Raw genomic sequence first — 15214 nt, 5'->3', positions numbered from 1 at the left:
TCATCGCGGTTTCTCGTCGTAGATGCCGACGGCCCAGGCGCCGGGCTCGACACCGGCCTCGGCGGCGACCTTGTCGATCCGGTTCGGATCGAGGTCCTTAGTGACCTTAGTGTCCGCGGGCAGTACCCACACCTGCCAGGTGTGCGGTCGGCCGACCCAGATGTCCCCGGCGGAGTCGGCGTCGAACTGAGCCAGATGGTCGCCGGAACCACAGCGTCCGACGCTCGTTGGCATGCCGGGGGAGTCCGTGCGGACGAGCACCCAGGCGCGTGGGTCGGCGCACCGTACGTTGCTCATCGTGTTGTGGCTCAACGGGGTGAAGCTGATCGTGACCTTTCTGCCGAGCTGGCTTTCGTAGCGGGACTCTGCGAGCGGAAGCGTCCTGTTGACCACGCCGTTGGCGGCACCGGGAAGCTGAATGTCCATGGGCAGCCGCACCGACACTTGCCGAATTTCGGGCACCGGGGATACGCCGCCGTCGTCGGAGCCGTTGGTGATGAGCACACCGGCGATCACGGAGGCGGAGGCGACGGTGGCCGCCGCGCCTGCCCGGCGTGCCCTTCGGAGGCGCAGCATCCGTCGTCCCTGTGCCGCTGCCTCGCGGGATCGGTCGGGGTTGGGGACAGGGTCAGCGCTGTATTCCTGGAGCATTTGCGTCAGGTCCTCTTTCGCGTAGGACATTGTCAGAGCGCTCCCTTCAGTTCGCGCAGGGACGGGTTGACCCGCAACCGGGCCAGCGCCCGGCCCAGCTGGGTTTTCACCGTCGAATTCGAGCAGTCGAGAATGTCGGCGACCTGGTCGATCGGCAGGCCCTCGAAATAGTGCAGAACAATTACCGCCTGCTGGCGTCGTGACAGCCGGGACAGGGCCTGCCACAACGCCTCGCGGTCGTCGATGGCGTCCGAGCGGTCCGGCTGACCGGTCTCGGGCAGCCGTTCAGTGGGAACCTCGCCGCGCCAGCGGCGCCTCCACCAGGAGGCGTGCGTGTTGGTGAGAATCCGATGGATGTAAGGAGTCGGATCGTCTGACACCCGGTGCCACACCACCCACGCCTTGGCCAGCGCCGTCTGGAGCAGGTCTTCGGCCACGACCCAATCCCTGGTCAGCAGGTAGGCCGTACGCAGAAGGCGATCCGAATGCTTTTCGACATAGTCGGTGAAGCCTGATCGATCGGTCACATTCGGTCCTCCGTGCTCCGTAGACGCTCACAGGGGACTACCGCCGAGGACCGCTTCCAGGTCGACACGAGTGACGCAGGTCACTAAAGCATTCTGAAGATCTCCATCGCGGGGGTGTTCTCCGCAGAGCCTTCGGCGCTCAGGGCGGCGTGCTCCCAAACGTCCTGGTCGGTCTCGGCGCCATGAGCACGGAGGAGTTTGACCAGTTCGACGTGGCAGGCTGATATGGCGCAGTACAACGCGCTGACGTGCTCAAAATCGCCCGCCTCATGGCTGGAGGGATCGGCACCGGCGTCCAGCAGCAACCGCGCGCACTCGAGCATCCCGGGTTTCGCATTTGCCGGGCCGCCCAACAGCGGCTTCAGCAACACCAGCAGCGGCGCTTTCCCATCAATCGGCGTGGTCGCCGCCGCCGGATCGTCCCGTAGCAGGTTGGACAACGCCTCGGCATCGGCGGACGACAGCGCCTGTTTCACACCTGTTTCCGGCACGCTTCCTTCGTACCGCACCACACGGACGACCGCTAAAGAGACCACGTAGATGCGCTGACTCGCCCCATCCAGATCGCCAGGGCCGATGCCAAGCCCGCACAGCCCGTCCTCACCGCACTCCAGCCACTCACGAGGTGACCAGGACCGCCACGGCGCGCATGAGCAGCACGCCGAGCCCGGGCGATCCCGCGTGGGACGCGGGCATCGGCACGGCCGCAGGGTCACCGGCGGACACGGCCGCCGTAGACCCCGGAGCCGCCTGCGACATCAGGACGTGCAGAACGACCTGCCCGACAGTGACCGTGGGCAGGGTCGTGGCGATCGTCCGCTCTCGCCGCGTCAGGGCCGGCGCCGCAACGAACAGCACCAGGAGACCCGCGACGAGCGCGAGCCGATCGACCCTGCCCGCCACCGGCGAGGTGTCCCCCGGCCGCGAGAACGGCGCAGGCGGCGGCGAAACTCGCCACGCTCCTCCGCCTCACGGATCTGCCGGTCGAACCAAGACTCGAAGCTGAGCCCGACAGGCTTTCGCTTGGTCATGACTCCATTGCCCCATTTCCGGTTCCCGCCAGGCGGTCAGGGCCGCCTATGCCTGCGGTGGCCGGCTCTGACGCGCTCGGTCCTGCGGCCTCACGTTGAGGCCGCAGGACCGGACGCCCTCCGGGGAACGCGGCCTATGGGTGGAAGGTGTCGAAGTAGTCGAACGGGAGTTTGTTGAGCCAGGCGTGCGCCACCCCGGTCCAGCCGATGCGCAGGAAGTCGGCCTTGCCGTCCCCGTCGAGGTCGGCGAACTGGATGTCCTTGGGCGGCAGGTCGCCGTCATCGGCGATCTTGCCGATGTCGCGGTAGGTGCCGCCCGCGCCCTTGGCGCCTTCGTTGATCCAGGCCCTGGCGCCGCCCTTGGCGGTGATCAGGATCCGGTCGGCGCGCTTGTCGCCGTTGATGTCGGCGTACCTGATCTCTCTGGGGTTCTGTAGCGCGCCGCTGATCGACTGGGGAGGGGCCCAGTCCAGGTAGACATATTGCCGAGAGGTGGCGAACCCCCGGTTGTACCAGGCGGTCGTGGAGCCGTCCGCTTTGATCAGCAGATAGTCTTCCCGTCCTCCGCCGGTGACGTCGGCGAACCGGATCTTGGTGCTCGGGTCGATGTTCAGAAGCGCCCCCTCAGAACCGTTGGAGAAGACGGAGGCGTTGTTGCGGGGTTGCATGCACATGCGTGAGCCGGACGGGTTGTCGGCCTTCCAGGTGTGCAGGTCCACGGTGCCCGTCAGGTCGACGACCATGCAGTCGGGGAAGCCGTCCCCGTCGACGTCACCGAAACGCAACTGGTTGCCGACCGCCCCGGGCCGGGGCTTGTAGGAGTTCTGGCCCTCGACGAAGGGGGTCCAGTCCTTGCCGGACGGGCCGCTGTTCCACCAGAACCGGAAGTTCTGGTCCTTGTCGACCGTGACGTACTCGGCCTTGCCGTCCTTGTTGACGTCCACCATCCAGAACCGGTTGGACGAGGGGAACTGCTGGGCCTGGATGACGTTTCGGTCCTCCCAGTGCTTACCCAGCTTGGAGCTGCCGTCGCCGGTGCCGGTCCCGTCGTCGGTGATCCCGCAGGCGTCGGGCACCTCGTCGGGATCCTGTTCCACCGTGTCCGGAATCAATCCCTGCTCGTTCGCGTGGTCGGCCGCCTTCACGAACGCCGCGCCGAGCTTGGCGTAGCCCTGGTCGTTGGGGTGAATCTCATCGGGGCTGATGTCGGACAGCCCCAGCCCGTGGTCGACGTACACCGCGTTCACGCCGCTTTCCACGAGCCGGTCCACCAGGCCGGGGATCTGGGCGTTGAAGGCCTTGCCTCGTGCGTTCCGGGCGGCGTCGGGGTACGGCTGCACCCCGGCCACCAGCACCATGGTGTTCTGGGCGTCACCGTCGATCTGCCTGATCAGCCGCTCCAGCCGTCCGATCGCACCGTCCATCTCGTAGTTCTGCATGACGTCGTTCCCGCCCGCCAGGAGCGTGACGACGTTGGGCTGGTAGAGCTTGACGGGACAGACGGCCTTCTCGGCGATCTCATGGATCGTCCTTCCCGGCCAGCCTTCGTTGTCCCGGTCCGCCATCCGGCCCACCCGGACCGAACCCACCATGTCCACCTGGGGAGTGTCGTCGGTGTCGTTCATGGTCGTGGCTTTGGTGGCCAGGTCGCCGGTGTCCTGGCCGTTGCGTTCGGCGATCTCCTGTAATCCCTTGTCGAGGACGTCTCGGTAGCCGTTGCCGTCCGAACTCTTCTCGCCATAGGTGGTCGACGATCCCAACGCCATGGCTCGGAAGGCGAACCGCCGCGGTTCGTCCCGGGGCCGCTCCTTCATGTGAGCCTTGGTGAGCAGCCAGTCGTGCACGCAACTGTTCTTGGCCGCGCACCCCGGCTCGTCGTAGACCGGTGAAATGAAGGCATCCGCCGGCTTCGACGATTGGGTGAAGCTTTGTGAAACCACCCCGAAGATGGTCGACCCGGCCCTATCTGTTTCCAGAACTCCCGACCCGGAGTCCCCTTCATCGATTCGGGATCCTCTGGTCGCTCGCACTTTGAAGGCGGGGCCTCCCGCCGAGTCCTTCAGCCCATCCTCGTTGTCGTTCACCTTGACGCTCGAACTCAGAAGATCCGGAGAAGGGTCACAGTTATCGCAGGTCCTTCCCCAGCCGGCGACCAACCCGTACTGTCGCATGTGGACCCGCTTGTTCGGCGCCAGCCGCGCGTACGGCGCTCCCATGGTGTCCAGCCGGCCGTCCCGCGAATCCGTCTCGGCGATCGCCAGGTCGTGTTTGAAATCTACCGAGACGATGCGGTACCGCTTTCCCTCTCCCCGTTTGGTGGAGCCCGAGAGCACGAAATGCTGCTCGACCGTGCCGAACCTGAAGCAGTGCCTGGCCCCCAGAAGCCACCGATCGGCGACGACGGTCACCGAGCACACGTAACGGTCTCCCCCGAGGGCCGAATTGTTGAGCCAAAGCTGTGCCCTTGGGGTGAGGCCGTTACCCTCTTTCTGCCCGTTCTCGATCGCCTTGGCCGGACGCGGTGCGGTCGCCTGGAGGCAGCCACCGGCCACCACAACGGCCAGCGCCATCACCAGCCACGACCACGGTCTCCCGCGATAGATCCGTCTCATTATGGTGTATCCATTCGTGTTTCCTGTGCCGTCGTTTGGAAAAGGCATCAAGCTGGTGAGAAGCCGTGCACCCGAGGCGCGGCCTACAGCGTTTCCTCGTCACCCTGCTCAGAGAATGAGCCCCACGCGGCGAACCATTCGCGGCAGGCGATCTCTCGCCAGAAATTCCGGTACGAAGCAGCCTTCCGCCTCAGGCCCCGGCGCTCAATCCCGCCTGCGAGAGCGCGCCGGTACAGCCAGCGCTACCGCCGTCCGCCAGAACGCGTCGGACCCGCCGCGCCGCGGGACGTCGGCGGGCTTCGGGCGCTTCGGCAGGAGGAAGGAGATGCCGAGCATCACACGATCACCGTGGGCATCGCCGCGCCGCCTTCGGATCGCCCGCCGCGGCATTGAGTTTTCCCACCGGCCGAGCCGGCACCGCTGGGTGGTGGAACGGACGCGGTGTCCTGGCTGAACGGCTGCCGACGCCTGCGCCGCCGCTACGAACGCAAACCCGAACACTTCCTGGCCTTCGTCGGCATCGCCGCCGCCCTCGTCTGCCACCGACGAATCACCAAAGGAGATGACGTCTGAGTCCGTGCGAGGCTGGTGCGTATGGGACACGACGCCACTCGTCAGAGCTACGACACGGTTGCCGAAACGTACGCCGCCAGATTTCGTGACGAGCTTGCCGGTAAGCCGCTGGATCGTGCGTTGTTGGCGTCCCTGCTTGAGCAGTCGGAGCCCGGGTTTCCGGTCGCCGACCTGGGCTGTGGGCCGGGCCATGTGGCCGCCTGGATGGCCGAGAGGGGCGCGAAGAGCGTCGGGATCGACCTGTCCGCCGCGATGGTCTCGGCCGGACGGCGCGAGTACCCGGACGTGGAATTCCGCGAAGGCGACCTGCTCGCATTGCCCGCCGCGGACGGCGAGTTCGGGTCGGCGGTCGCGTGCTACTCCGTCATTCACCTGGAGCCGTCCGAGCTGCCCAAGGCTTTCGCGGAGATCTACCGGGTGCTGCGCCCGTCCGGCCGCTTCCTCGTGACGTTCCATGTCGGCACCGAGGTCAGGCATCTGGACGAGTGGTGGGACCACGACGTGAACGTCGACTTCTACTTCTACGAGCCCACGCAGGTCATCGACCTCCTGAAAGACGCGGGTTTCACGCTGGAAATGCAAATGGAGCGCGTCCACTACCCCGATGAGGTCGACACCCGCCGCGCCTACCTACTCGCTCGCCGTCCGTCCTAACGGTCATCAGGGGGTCAGGACGACCTTGCCGGTGGTGCGGCCCTCATCGACCAGGGCGTGCGCCTTGGCCGCCTCGGCCAGCGGGATGCGGTGCGAGACGTGGACGCGCAGGCGGCCCGTCTCCACCAGGCGCGTCAACGCCTCCAGCCCGGCGTGATCGGGCTCCACGGCCAGACCGGCGAAGCGCCGACCGGCCGCCTCGGTGCGGGCGGCCAGCTCCATGTTGCGGCGGTCGGCGACCGTGACGAGCAGGCCGCCCGGACGCAGGGTCTGAATCGAACGGAACGCGGTGTCGCCACCGATGGTGTCGAGGACGATGTCCATGCCGTCCACGACTTCGGCGAAGTCACGAGCCCGGTAATCGACGATTTCGTCCGCGCCGAGCCCTCGTACGAACTCGGTCTTGGCGGTACTGGCGGTCGCGGTGACATGGGCGCCCAGCGCCTTGGCGATCTGGACCGCCACATGCCCGACACCCCCGCCCGCCGCGTGGACGAGCACGCGTTGCCCGTCCTGGAGCCCACCGGTGTCCACCAGGCTCTGCCAGGCGGTCAGCCCGACGAGCGGCAGCGCGGCGGCCTCGGCGTCGTCCAGTCCCGTGGGCCTAAGGGCGAAATGTCGCGACGGCGCGGCGACATACTCGGCGTAGCCGCCCGCTTGCCTGGGGAACATCGGCATCCCGTACACCTCGTCTCCCACAGCGAAACGGGTGACGCCGGGTTCCAGGGCCACCACGATGCCCGCCACGTCCCAGCCGAGGATGAACGGAGGTTCGCCCAGCATCGGGAACGCACCCGACCGGATGAACCCGTCCACGGGATTCACCCCGATCGCCCGCGTCTGCACCAACACTTCGGTCGGCAACGGCACGGGGCGTTCGATCTCGGTGTACTCAAGCACCCCCGGACCGCCGAAGGACCGCTGGACGACGGCACGCATTCGATCGCTCACGACTCTCCCCATTGCAGAGGGACCACCCGAGCGGTGGCCTCCGCCCTCCACGCTAGGAATCCGCCGGGAACCTCCCGGTAACCTTCGGAATGTGAGCGAGTTCGACGGCCCCGGCGACGTCTTTCTGGCCGACTGCCCCGCCCGCCTCGCCGTCGAGATCATCGCCGACAAGTGGGCCGTGGTCGTCCTCTACGGCCTGAGCCGCGGCCCGCGCCGTCACAAGGACCTGATCGAACTCATCGGCGGCATCTCGAAGAAGGTCCTCACCCAGACGCTGCGCCGATTGGAACACCACGGCCTGGTGCTCCGCACCGCCCACGCCGAGGCCCCTCCGCGGGTCGACTACGAACTCACTGCGCTCGGGCACACGCTCATCGAGCCGATCGCCATGCTCACCCGCTGGGCCGAAGAGAACGGCGCCGCCATCGTCCAGGCCCAAGACCGCAGCCCGCTTCCTGGCTCGTCCTGACTCACGGCCCGGGTGCAGAACGGCGGCCGTACTAGAGTCGCGTGATCATGCCCGACCTCTTCGGTATCAACCATCTGACGCTGTCCACGACCGACCTGGACCGGCTCGTCACGTACTACACGGAATCGCTCGGAGCACGGCTGGCATTCGAGCGCGCCGCCACCACTTCTGATCCTCGAGTCGCCGTCGTGGACGTCGGGGGAGACGACCATCTGATGATCGTCGAAACCGCCACCGCCCCCACCACGGATCTCGACCCGCTGAGCCGGGCGGGCTGGGGCCTGCGCGTCGCGACACACGCGCAACTCTGCGAGTTGCGCGAACGACTTCTGGCCGCCGGTTGCTCGGTAGGAGAGATTGAAACACTGCCCACGCAGTGGACGATGACGGCTCGCGACCCGGATGGACGCCCCGTGGACATCCGCGCCCATCGCCCCCGCACCACAGCACCAACGCCCTGACGTGGGGCCTCAGGGACGGGCGAGGGCGGCGATGACCTCGTCCCACACTCGCGACGGCAACTCCTGTCCCGTGCCGGGCAACCGGATCAGCTCGGCACCGGGGATCTCCCGGGCCAGCGCCTCGCCGTTGCCGATCGGGAAGAACGGGTCGTCCTCGCCGTGGATCACCACGGTCGGGGCGCTGATCTCACCCAGCCGCTCGCGCCAGCGGTCACCGGAGTCCATCGCGGCGAAGGTGGTCCCGATCTGGTTCGAGCGGTGCACCGCCGCGGGGTCCGCGCCGTCCGGCACCACCGCACGATCGTAGATCCGGCCCGCCCGCTCCCGCGCCGCGGCCTCGTCGAACCCTGCCCGACCGGCCATGTGCCGCGCGCTCTCCGCCATGGCGGCCACCACCGAAGCGCGGTCGGCCCAGTCCGGCTGCGGCGCCGTGAAGATGAACTTCATCAGCTCCGGATCATGCTCCGGAAGGTCGGCGTCCGCCGGGCCCGGCGCGGTCGGCCGGGTCGCGATCAGGGTGAGCGCGGACACCCGGTCGGGGTGGTCGAGTGCCAGCAACTGCGCGATCCACCCGCCGACCCCGAAACCCGCCACGTGCGCGCGGGGCAGCCCGAGCGCCGCCAGCAGCTCGGCCGCATCGGTGACCAGATCGCGCAGGGTGTAGCCGGGCTTGTCCGGGTCGACGACGGTGGACCGGCCGGTGTCGCGCAGGTCGTACCGGACGACCCGGCGCGGCGTCCGAGCCAGCCGCTCGCACACCTCGTCCGGCCAGGTCAGCAGCGTGTTGCCAATCAGCAACACAGGCGGTGCGGTCGGCTCCCCGATAGTCTGGACGCACAGTTCCACACCGTTCACCGGCACCAGACGCTCGTCATCCACGTTCGCTTCCTCCCAGTCAGAGGCTCCAGTAGCCCTCGACCTGCTGACCCGGACGCGTCCGAAAACTCATCGCCGCAGAACGTTGGAGGGATCGTCCAGCCACACGACCTGCCCCCTGGACCCGACACTCAACCCGAACCTGCCCCGCTCTGGACGCCCCCAGCCTTCCCACCGCTGGTAGGCATCGGCGACCTCGCCCCACAAATCCCGTGGACCGGCTTGGAGCACTTGGTGCTCACCGGTGCCGATTCGACGACACAACGCCCACGAGGTCCCCGCCACGTCAGCCAACATCAACTCGAACCGGTCACCGTCCCTGGGGACGCCCGCGACATCGGGAAGAAGCCCCGCGATCGCAGCGTCCGCGCCGTAGCTGTCATAGGCGACCCGACGCGGATCGATCTGCGTGCCCGTCTCCCGCGCATCGCTCGTATCACTGGCAACCTGAAGGGTGCCGCGCTGGGCTCGAAGCATCATGTAGTCGGCGCCGCCCACTAGGCGACCGGAAGCCAGGCCGTCGCCGGTGACGGTCAGGTTGAGCTTGTGGCCGTCTCCCCATTCCGGCATCCACGGCGCGGCGATGCGACCGCCGGGACGGGTCTGCTCCACCCAGGCATACGGAAGATTGGTGACCCCACAGGTGACATGCACGGCGTCGAATGAATCACGGCCGGGCGCGCCAATGGCACCGTCCTGAACAAGAACCTCCACGCCATACCCATGCCGTTCCAGTCGCGCGGCGGCCTGCTCTGCAAGACTCGAATCGACCTCCACAGTGGTGACATGGGCGCCGAGCGCGGTCAGCAGCGCGGCCGTCCATCCCGTGCCGGTACCGATCTCAAGGATACGGTCACCGGGCTGGACGTCGAGAAGTTCCAGAAAGGCCACGACGGCACCGGGAGCAGACAACGACGACGTAGCCTCTCCGACTCCACCTGCGGGATCACCGCGACCATCGTCAACCTGCGTGACAATGGACGCATCAGAGTAGACGGCCTCCCACCAGCCTTCCGAGTCGCGACGCTTGTCGATCACCTGGCGCTCCCCGGGCCCATCCGGCGCACACCAGCCCCGATCAGGCGCGAACAAATGCCGCGGCACCACATGCAAGGCCCGGCGTATCCGTGGGTCGGTGAGATCCCCGACGGCCTGAAGCGCGTCGGCAAGCCGATCGACCCTGGCCGCGGCCCTACGCGCTTCGTCCGCCGTCGGGGTGGTCACTTACCTTTGCCCTTGCCCTTCTCGTCCTTCTCAGGCGGAGGAATCGGCTTGTCGGGCCTGTGAGCATCGCCGTCCCTTTTATCGTCATGCTTCCCCACCGCGGTACACCCCTCTGTTGTGGACTTCATCTGGAAAGGTAACCCATCACCAGGGTGACCGAATGGCAAGAGTTATGAACCAGTGACGGACTGTGATCGCCAAAGTGGTTGGCGATAGTAGGAGTACGTCCACCTAGTACTACGGAGAATAGGTTTGCCGGGGTTTAGTAGCAGCGGTTGGATGGACCCGCACCGTCAAAGATCCAGAGGTCAAAATCGTGAGCGTCCGTACGACTCATCGCACACTGCTGAGCAGTCTTCTGCCCAACGACAGTCCAGACGACCTCGCAGTACGTGAGGGGCAGTTCCACACCGTGGTCGTTGGCTCTGACCGCGTCGTGTGCTTCCCGCGTACCCGGGCAGCAGCGATCCGGCTACCCGAGCGGGCGGCCACGCTGCACTCACTTGCCAGCCTTGACCTCGGCATCCACACACCTGAGCCGCTGCTCCTGGGCGGCGCTCACGGTGACGAAGAGCCAACGTACTTGCTCCTCAGCCGCATTCCTGGGCAGCCGCTGGAGCCCGACGCACTCGACAATCCCCAAGTAGCCGACTCTGTGGCGGCGCAGTATGCCGCGCTGCTGTCCGGTCTGGCCCGTGCCGGTACCGACAAGACGGCACCGGCAGTTATCCCTCCGGCCCCACAAGGCGAGTGGCGGCGGTTCGCGGAGAACGTGCGCGCGGAGTTGTTCCCGCTCATGTCCGACAGCGGGCGCCTACGGGCCGAGCGGGAACTAACAGCACTCGACACCCTTCCCCACCTCACCCAAGCGGTGGTGCATGGCGATCTCGGCGCCGAGAACGTCCTATGGGAGTGGAAGGATGGCCTACCGCAGCTCTCCGGGGTCCTCGACTGGGACGACGTCACACTCAGCGACCCGGCCGAGGACTTCGCAGCCATCGGCGCCAGTTACGGTGCTGAGTTGCTGGAGCGGGTGCTCGCATTGGGCAACTCGTCAGACCACGAACTCAGGACCCGCATCACCGCAATCCGCGGCACATTTGCCCTACAGCAAGCCCTCTACGCACTCCGCGACGGCGACAAAGAAGAACTCACAGACGGCCTAGCCGACTACACCCTCTCCGCTGAGGCGGAAAACGACCCAAGTCGGTAATCGCTCAAGGGCGAGTCGGCTCTGTGGGACGGCCTGTCTGCCCGCCACTTCTCTGCACGCGCTTCGTGGTCAGACGTCCTTGAGTACCTCAATGAGGCATTGGAAGTCCTTGCGTTCGATGACGAGTTCGGGGCCGTTGGGATCCTTGCTGTCACGGAAGGCTATGGCTTGAGGAGTGTTGGCGACCTCTACGCAGGCGCCACCGTTTTCCCCGCTCTTCGTCGCCTTGCGCCACACTGTGTTGCTCACGACCGTCTCATTGCCGTTCTGCGGTGCGGGCTTCCGAGTTAGAGTTTCTTGAGGGCGTTGATGAGGTGCCGGAAGTGGTTACGCTTGACCACAACTTTGGGGCCGTCGGGATTCTTGCTGTCTCGAAGCGCTACGACTCCAGGGATGCTGGCGACTTCGATGCATTCGCCTCCATTGGAGGTGCTGCGGCTGGCCTTGCGCCATGTGGCGTGGCTCGAGTCCATCGTGTCCACCGTCCGCTAAGCGTTTTTGATTGTCTTAATGAGGCGACGGAAGTCGTTGTGGTTGATGGTGAGCCGGGGGCCGTCGGGATTCTTGCTGTCGCGGATGGCGATCGTCCCGGAGACGCTCGCGATCTCTACGCAGTTGCCGCCGTTCTCTGTGGTCTTGCGCGCCTTACGCCACGTCACACTGCTCAGATCCATCTCGTCCACTCTTCCGCGGGTCATTGCGCTAGAGGTTTTTTTAAGATCACAGTGAGGTGGCGGAAGTCGTTGTGGTTGATGATGATGCTGGGACCCTCGGGGTCCTTGCTGTCCCGAATTGCTATGGTCCGCGGGACGCTGGCGACTTCAATGCAGTCACCGCCGTTGGACGTGCTGCGACTGGCCTTGCGCCACACGGCTTTGCTCAGGTCCATCTCGTCCACCGTCTCTGCGGATCGTCCTGCTAGGTGCTCTTGATGATTCTGATGAGGTGGTGGAAGTCGTTGTGGTTGATGGTGAGCCGGGGGCCGTTGGGGTTCTTGCTGTCGCGGATGGCGATGGTTCCAGGAACGCTCGTGATCTCAACACAGTTGCCTCCGTTGGAGGTGCTGCGGCTTGCCTTGCGCCATACGACCTGATTCAGGTCCATCTTTCTTCCACCGTTCTACGGATCAGTTCGATGCTCGCTGCCATCGGCAGGGCCAGGCTGCGAAGCTCGCGGAGGGTTTTTGCGATCGTAGCTAGGGCATCCGGCTCGCTCAAGGTGAGTCCACGATACCCGCTCTCGACGTAAGCCACTTCTGAACGATCTTGGAGGGTGGCCACGACGAACGCGCCAGAGTTGCCCGCATGCTCGCCACGGTTGGGCACGATCTGGATGGTGAGGTTGGGGCCAGCCATGCTAATCAGGTATTCGAGCTGCTCTCGCATGATCTCCTTGGTGCCGGTTTCGCGGTACAGGACCGCCTCGTCCAGCAAGACGGTCAACGCTGGAGGCTTTTCCCTACGGAGAATCTCTTGACGCTTGAGACGAGCATCCACGGCCTCCTTGTCCCCATGCAGGATCGCGTTCGCGTATGCGGGTGTCTGTAGGAGGCCAGGGACGACGGTGAGGCTGTACTCCGTGAGTTCCGAGGCCTCCGACTCGACGGTAGGCCAGTCGAACCATGTTGGGTAGGCCGCGTCCATGACGAGGTCTCTCCAGAGTTCCTGAAGCTCCCCATTAGTCCCAAGCGCCCCATCTGTCGCTGTGGCGAACTCGAAGGTGCAGCGAGTGCGCCCGAGCTCTACGAGAGACACGTACTGGGTTGTTACGCCCAGTTTTGCTGCCAATCGTTCTTGGCTGAGTCCGGTGGCGGTGCGGTAGCGGCGCAGTGCCTTGCCAAAGGCGATCAGCATGGGGGACGCGCCGTTGCGTTTGCCTTGCTGTCGGGAGGCTGCCATACAGCCATGGTGACTCAACTGGCCTCAACTTGTCTTCAAGTTGGCGATGGTCGGTTTTCTTTTTCTTTCGCGCTTGATGACTTCTCCGAAGGGTCGCCTGCATCAATTACGAGCAGACAACGGACACGTTCGGAGGTGTGGGGATGGTGGTTGGGGCTCTTGCGCCGGAGATGCCGGCGTTGGTTCTGGGGGCTACGGCCCAGGCTGCGGGGATGGCGCGGCGGTATCTCGCGGAAAGGTTCCGGGAGATCGGGTTCGCCGATGACTATGTCGGGCGGCTCGTGGTTACGGAGCTGGTTACAAATTCGCACAAGCACGTCGGATTCGGGCACATCGTTGTCCGGGTTTTTCCGGACGAGCGCGACGATCTGGCCGTTATCGAGGTCTGGGACGAGGGGGCCGCCCTGCCCGTCGTCCGGGAAGAGGACCACGGCGCCGTCAGTGGGCGGGGGCTGCTGTTGGTGGTGCAGCTCGTCCATGACTGGGGCGTCCGGCCGCTCAACGAGGAGGGGAAGGTCGTGTGGGCACGGTGCGCCCGATGAACCCGCGGGCTGAGCGGTTCGTGCTGGGGTGGCGTACCCGGGTGGGGCGGGCCACGGCGATCCGGTACCTCGATGTGTTGGCCTCGGCCGTCACGTCCAAGGGGTATCGGTGCTTGAAGCTTTACCAGGCCGACGAGCTGCCGTCGTATCCGCCGATGTTGTGGGTCTTCGCGTGTGGCCCGGACGACCTCGTCAAGGTCGCGGTGAACGTTCGGGCCACGTCCGGCGGCACCTGGGGGTACTACGAGGCCGGGCGGGGCCGGTGCGGCTACCTCTCGCTCTGCGGCGACACCAGGCACGCCACCGAACAGGTGGACGCGCTCCTCAAGCACCGCATGTTCCCGGCGACCTGGTAGACCGCCATGCATGTGGACGTCGACATCGACCGGGCGCTTGAGGAGTTGCGCTGCTCCTTCCCTGGGCTCTGCATCTGGTTCGGGGAATTCAGCGGGTCGCTGTGGGCGCTGTTGCCGAACCGGCTGGTCGAGGCCAGGACCGCCGCCGACCTCGCAGGACAGCTCCAGGATGCGCTCGGGCTCCCGTACGTTGTGCGGTGTCCCTGTCCCTGTGGTCGTCGGCCGGACGGGAGTTGGGCGCTTCCGGAGCGGGTGCGCGAGACGTGCGGGCGGAGTGTTCGGCGGGCGCTACGGCGGCTTGTTGGGGGGGAGGGGTTAGGAGGACCAGGGGGTGCCGGTTAGGCGTTCGTAGACGTCTATGTAGCGGGCGCGGGTGGCGTCGACTACCTCTTGGGGGATGGCGGGGCCGGGTGGGGTGCGGTCCCAGTCGAGGGTGCTGCTCCAGTCGCGGACGTACTGCTTGTCGAGCGAGTGCTGGGGGCCGCCCGGGCGCCACTGGTCGGCGGGCCAGAAGCGGGACGAGTCGGGCGTCAAGACCTCGTCGCCCAAGGTGAGGGTGCCGTCGGCGGCGCGGCCGAACTCCAGTTTCGTGTCGGCGATGATGATGCCCCGTTCGGCCGCCAGGGACGCGCCGCGCTTGTAGATCTCCAGGGTGATGTGCTTCAGGTGGGCGGCGGTGTCCTCGCCGATCTCCTGGACGACGTCGTCATAGGTGATGAACTCGTCGTGGCCCTCGGTGGCCTTGGTGGTGGGGGTGAAGATCGGCTCGGGGAGGCGGGAGCCCTCGACCAGGCCGTCCGGCAGGGGGACGCCGGAGACGGAGCCGCCCTTCTCGTACTCCTTGAGGCCGAGCCCGGCCAGGTAGCCGCGGGCGATCCACTCGACGGGAAGCATGGTGAGGCGGCGGCAGCGGACGGCGCGGCCCGTCCACTCGGCCGGGACGTCCGTCGCGGAGATGATGTGGTTCGGGACGATGTCGGCCAGTTGCTCGAACCACCAGAGGGACAGCTGCGTGAGGATCTTCCCCTTGTCGGGAATCTGGGTGGGCAGGACGACGTCGTACACGCTCACCCGGTCGGACGCGACGAGGATCAGATCGTCCCCGTCCGCGTAGACGTCCCTGACCTTGCCCGAGTGGACCAACTCCATGACGCTCCTCAACTCACCGTCCTGCCG

21 protein-coding genes and 2 pseudogenes are annotated in these 15214 nt (G+C 66.2%); 7 read left to right on the top strand and 16 right to left on the bottom strand.

The features are described from left to right. The 6 genes and pseudogenes from BZB76_RS02335 to BZB76_RS36615 all read right to left on the bottom strand — a co-directional run. On the bottom strand, positions 1-681 hold the full coding sequence (locus BZB76_RS02335; RefSeq protein WP_147449289.1) for a hypothetical protein: 681 nt from the start codon (positions 679-681) through the stop codon (positions 1-3). Positions 682-683: 2 nt separating this feature from the next. Next, complete coding sequence (locus tag BZB76_RS02330; RefSeq protein ID WP_121432628.1) at positions 684-1178, bottom strand: SigE family RNA polymerase sigma factor; 495 nt, start codon at positions 1176-1178, stop codon at positions 684-686. A gap of 83 nt (positions 1179-1261) precedes the next feature. After that, complete coding sequence (locus BZB76_RS02325) at positions 1262-1654, bottom strand: ankyrin repeat domain-containing protein (RefSeq protein ID WP_121432627.1); 393 nt, start codon at positions 1652-1654, stop codon at positions 1262-1264. Positions 1655-1796: 142 nt separating this feature from the next. After that, positions 1797-2081 carry a hypothetical protein gene (locus tag BZB76_RS02320; RefSeq protein WP_170180432.1) on the bottom strand — a complete coding sequence of 95 codons (285 nt, stop codon included), beginning with the start codon at positions 2079-2081 and terminating at the stop codon, positions 1797-1799. Positions 2082-2343: 262 nt separating this feature from the next. Then, complete coding sequence (locus BZB76_RS02310; protein ID WP_246006708.1) at positions 2344-4053, bottom strand: FG-GAP-like repeat-containing protein; 1710 nt, start codon at positions 4051-4053, stop codon at positions 2344-2346. Between the two features lie 72 nt (positions 4054-4125). Next, positions 4126-4779, bottom strand: a pseudogene (locus BZB76_RS36615) (trypsin-like serine protease); the annotation flags it as partial. A gap of 412 nt (positions 4780-5191) precedes the next feature. Here BZB76_RS36615 and BZB76_RS02305 point away from each other — a divergent pair. Together BZB76_RS02305 and BZB76_RS02300 are read left to right on the top strand one after the other, a co-directional pair. Beyond that, a pseudogene (locus BZB76_RS02305) lies at positions 5192-5394 on the top strand (transposase); the annotation flags it as partial. Positions 5395-5415: 21 nt separating this feature from the next. Then, the gene (locus BZB76_RS02300; RefSeq protein ID WP_211342784.1) at positions 5416-6048 is read left to right on the top strand and encodes a class I SAM-dependent methyltransferase; all 633 of its coding nucleotides are present in this window, start codon (positions 5416-5418) and stop codon (positions 6046-6048) included. 6 nt (positions 6049-6054) lie between these two features. Here BZB76_RS02300 and BZB76_RS02295 read toward each other — a convergent pair whose 3' ends face one another. Continuing rightward, positions 6055-6999 carry an NADP-dependent oxidoreductase gene (locus tag BZB76_RS02295; protein ID WP_246006707.1) on the bottom strand — a complete coding sequence of 315 codons (945 nt, stop codon included), beginning with the start codon at positions 6997-6999 and terminating at the stop codon, positions 6055-6057. 91 nt (positions 7000-7090) lie between these two features. Here BZB76_RS02295 and BZB76_RS02290 point away from each other — a divergent pair, with 91 nt between their 5' ends. Together BZB76_RS02290 and BZB76_RS02285 are read left to right on the top strand one after the other, a co-directional pair. After that, positions 7091-7468, top strand: a complete 378-nt coding sequence (locus BZB76_RS02290) for a winged helix-turn-helix transcriptional regulator (RefSeq protein ID WP_121432622.1) — start codon at positions 7091-7093, stop codon at positions 7466-7468. A 47-nt stretch (positions 7469-7515) separates the two neighbouring features. Continuing rightward, positions 7516-7929 carry a VOC family protein gene (locus BZB76_RS02285; RefSeq protein WP_121433395.1) on the top strand — a complete coding sequence of 138 codons (414 nt, stop codon included), beginning with the start codon at positions 7516-7518 and terminating at the stop codon, positions 7927-7929. Positions 7930-7938: 9 nt separating this feature from the next. Here BZB76_RS02285 and BZB76_RS02280 read toward each other — a convergent pair whose 3' ends face one another. Continuing rightward, complete coding sequence (locus tag BZB76_RS02280; protein WP_211342782.1) at positions 7939-8808, bottom strand: alpha/beta fold hydrolase; 870 nt, start codon at positions 8806-8808, stop codon at positions 7939-7941. 66 nt (positions 8809-8874) lie between these two features. Continuing rightward, positions 8875-9843: a methyltransferase domain-containing protein gene (locus BZB76_RS02275; protein WP_246006706.1), complete on the bottom strand. Its 969-nt coding sequence runs from the start codon at positions 9841-9843 to the stop codon at positions 8875-8877. 502 nt (positions 9844-10345) lie between these two features. Between BZB76_RS02275 and vph the strand changes: the two genes are divergently transcribed. Next, on the top strand, positions 10346-11242 hold the full coding sequence (gene vph / locus BZB76_RS02270) for a viomycin phosphotransferase (RefSeq protein WP_121432620.1): 897 nt from the start codon (positions 10346-10348) through the stop codon (positions 11240-11242). A gap of 69 nt (positions 11243-11311) precedes the next feature. On the opposite strand, the gene BZB76_RS02265 is transcribed toward vph, so the two are convergent. The 6 genes from BZB76_RS02265 to BZB76_RS02240 are packed head-to-tail and all read right to left on the bottom strand — an operon-like array spanning position 11312 to position 13140. Then, complete coding sequence (locus BZB76_RS02265; RefSeq protein WP_121432619.1) at positions 11312-11491, bottom strand: DUF397 domain-containing protein; 180 nt, start codon at positions 11489-11491, stop codon at positions 11312-11314. Between the two features lie 38 nt (positions 11492-11529). After that, positions 11530-11715, bottom strand: a complete 186-nt coding sequence (locus BZB76_RS02260; protein WP_121433393.1) for a DUF397 domain-containing protein — start codon at positions 11713-11715, stop codon at positions 11530-11532. Positions 11716-11730: 15 nt separating this feature from the next. Beyond that, positions 11731-11916 carry a DUF397 domain-containing protein gene (locus tag BZB76_RS02255; RefSeq protein WP_121433392.1) on the bottom strand — a complete coding sequence of 62 codons (186 nt, stop codon included), beginning with the start codon at positions 11914-11916 and terminating at the stop codon, positions 11731-11733. Between the two features lie 20 nt (positions 11917-11936). Then, complete coding sequence (locus tag BZB76_RS02250; protein WP_121433391.1) at positions 11937-12131, bottom strand: DUF397 domain-containing protein; 195 nt, start codon at positions 12129-12131, stop codon at positions 11937-11939. A 29-nt stretch (positions 12132-12160) separates the two neighbouring features. After that, positions 12161-12346, bottom strand: coding sequence for a DUF397 domain-containing protein (locus tag BZB76_RS02245; protein WP_121432618.1), 186 nt, complete (start codon positions 12344-12346; stop codon positions 12161-12163). Next, positions 12337-13140 (bottom strand): helix-turn-helix domain-containing protein, encoded by an 804-nt coding sequence (locus BZB76_RS02240; protein WP_121432617.1) that lies wholly within the window; start codon positions 13138-13140, stop codon positions 12337-12339. The genes BZB76_RS02245 and BZB76_RS02240 overlap by 10 nt, the downstream gene beginning before the upstream one ends. A 143-nt stretch (positions 13141-13283) precedes the next feature. Here BZB76_RS02240 and BZB76_RS02235 point away from each other — a divergent pair, with 143 nt between their 5' ends. Both BZB76_RS02235 and BZB76_RS02230 read left to right on the top strand, forming a co-directional pair. Beyond that, a complete protein-coding gene (locus BZB76_RS02235) occupies positions 13284-13682 on the top strand; it encodes an ATP-binding protein (RefSeq protein ID WP_147449288.1) in 399 nt (132 codons plus the stop codon). After that, positions 13679-14038 carry a hypothetical protein gene (locus tag BZB76_RS02230; protein WP_147449287.1) on the top strand — a complete coding sequence of 120 codons (360 nt, stop codon included), beginning with the start codon at positions 13679-13681 and terminating at the stop codon, positions 14036-14038. Before BZB76_RS02235 ends, BZB76_RS02230 begins: the two co-directional genes overlap by 4 nt. Positions 14039-14353: 315 nt before the next feature. Here the strand turns inward: BZB76_RS02230 and BZB76_RS02225 are convergent, their stop codons facing one another. Next, the gene (locus BZB76_RS02225) at positions 14354-15187 is read right to left on the bottom strand and encodes a phosphoribosylaminoimidazolesuccinocarboxamide synthase (RefSeq protein ID WP_121432614.1); all 834 of its coding nucleotides are present in this window, start codon (positions 15185-15187) and stop codon (positions 14354-14356) included. Positions 15188-15214 lie beyond the last annotated feature (27 nt).

The sequence above is a fragment of the Actinomadura pelletieri DSM 43383 genome (assembly GCF_003634705.1).
GTDB classification, from domain to species: domain Bacteria; phylum Actinomycetota; class Actinomycetes; order Streptosporangiales; family Streptosporangiaceae; genus Spirillospora; species Spirillospora pelletieri.
This window is presented reverse-complemented; position numbering and strand designations above follow the sequence as displayed.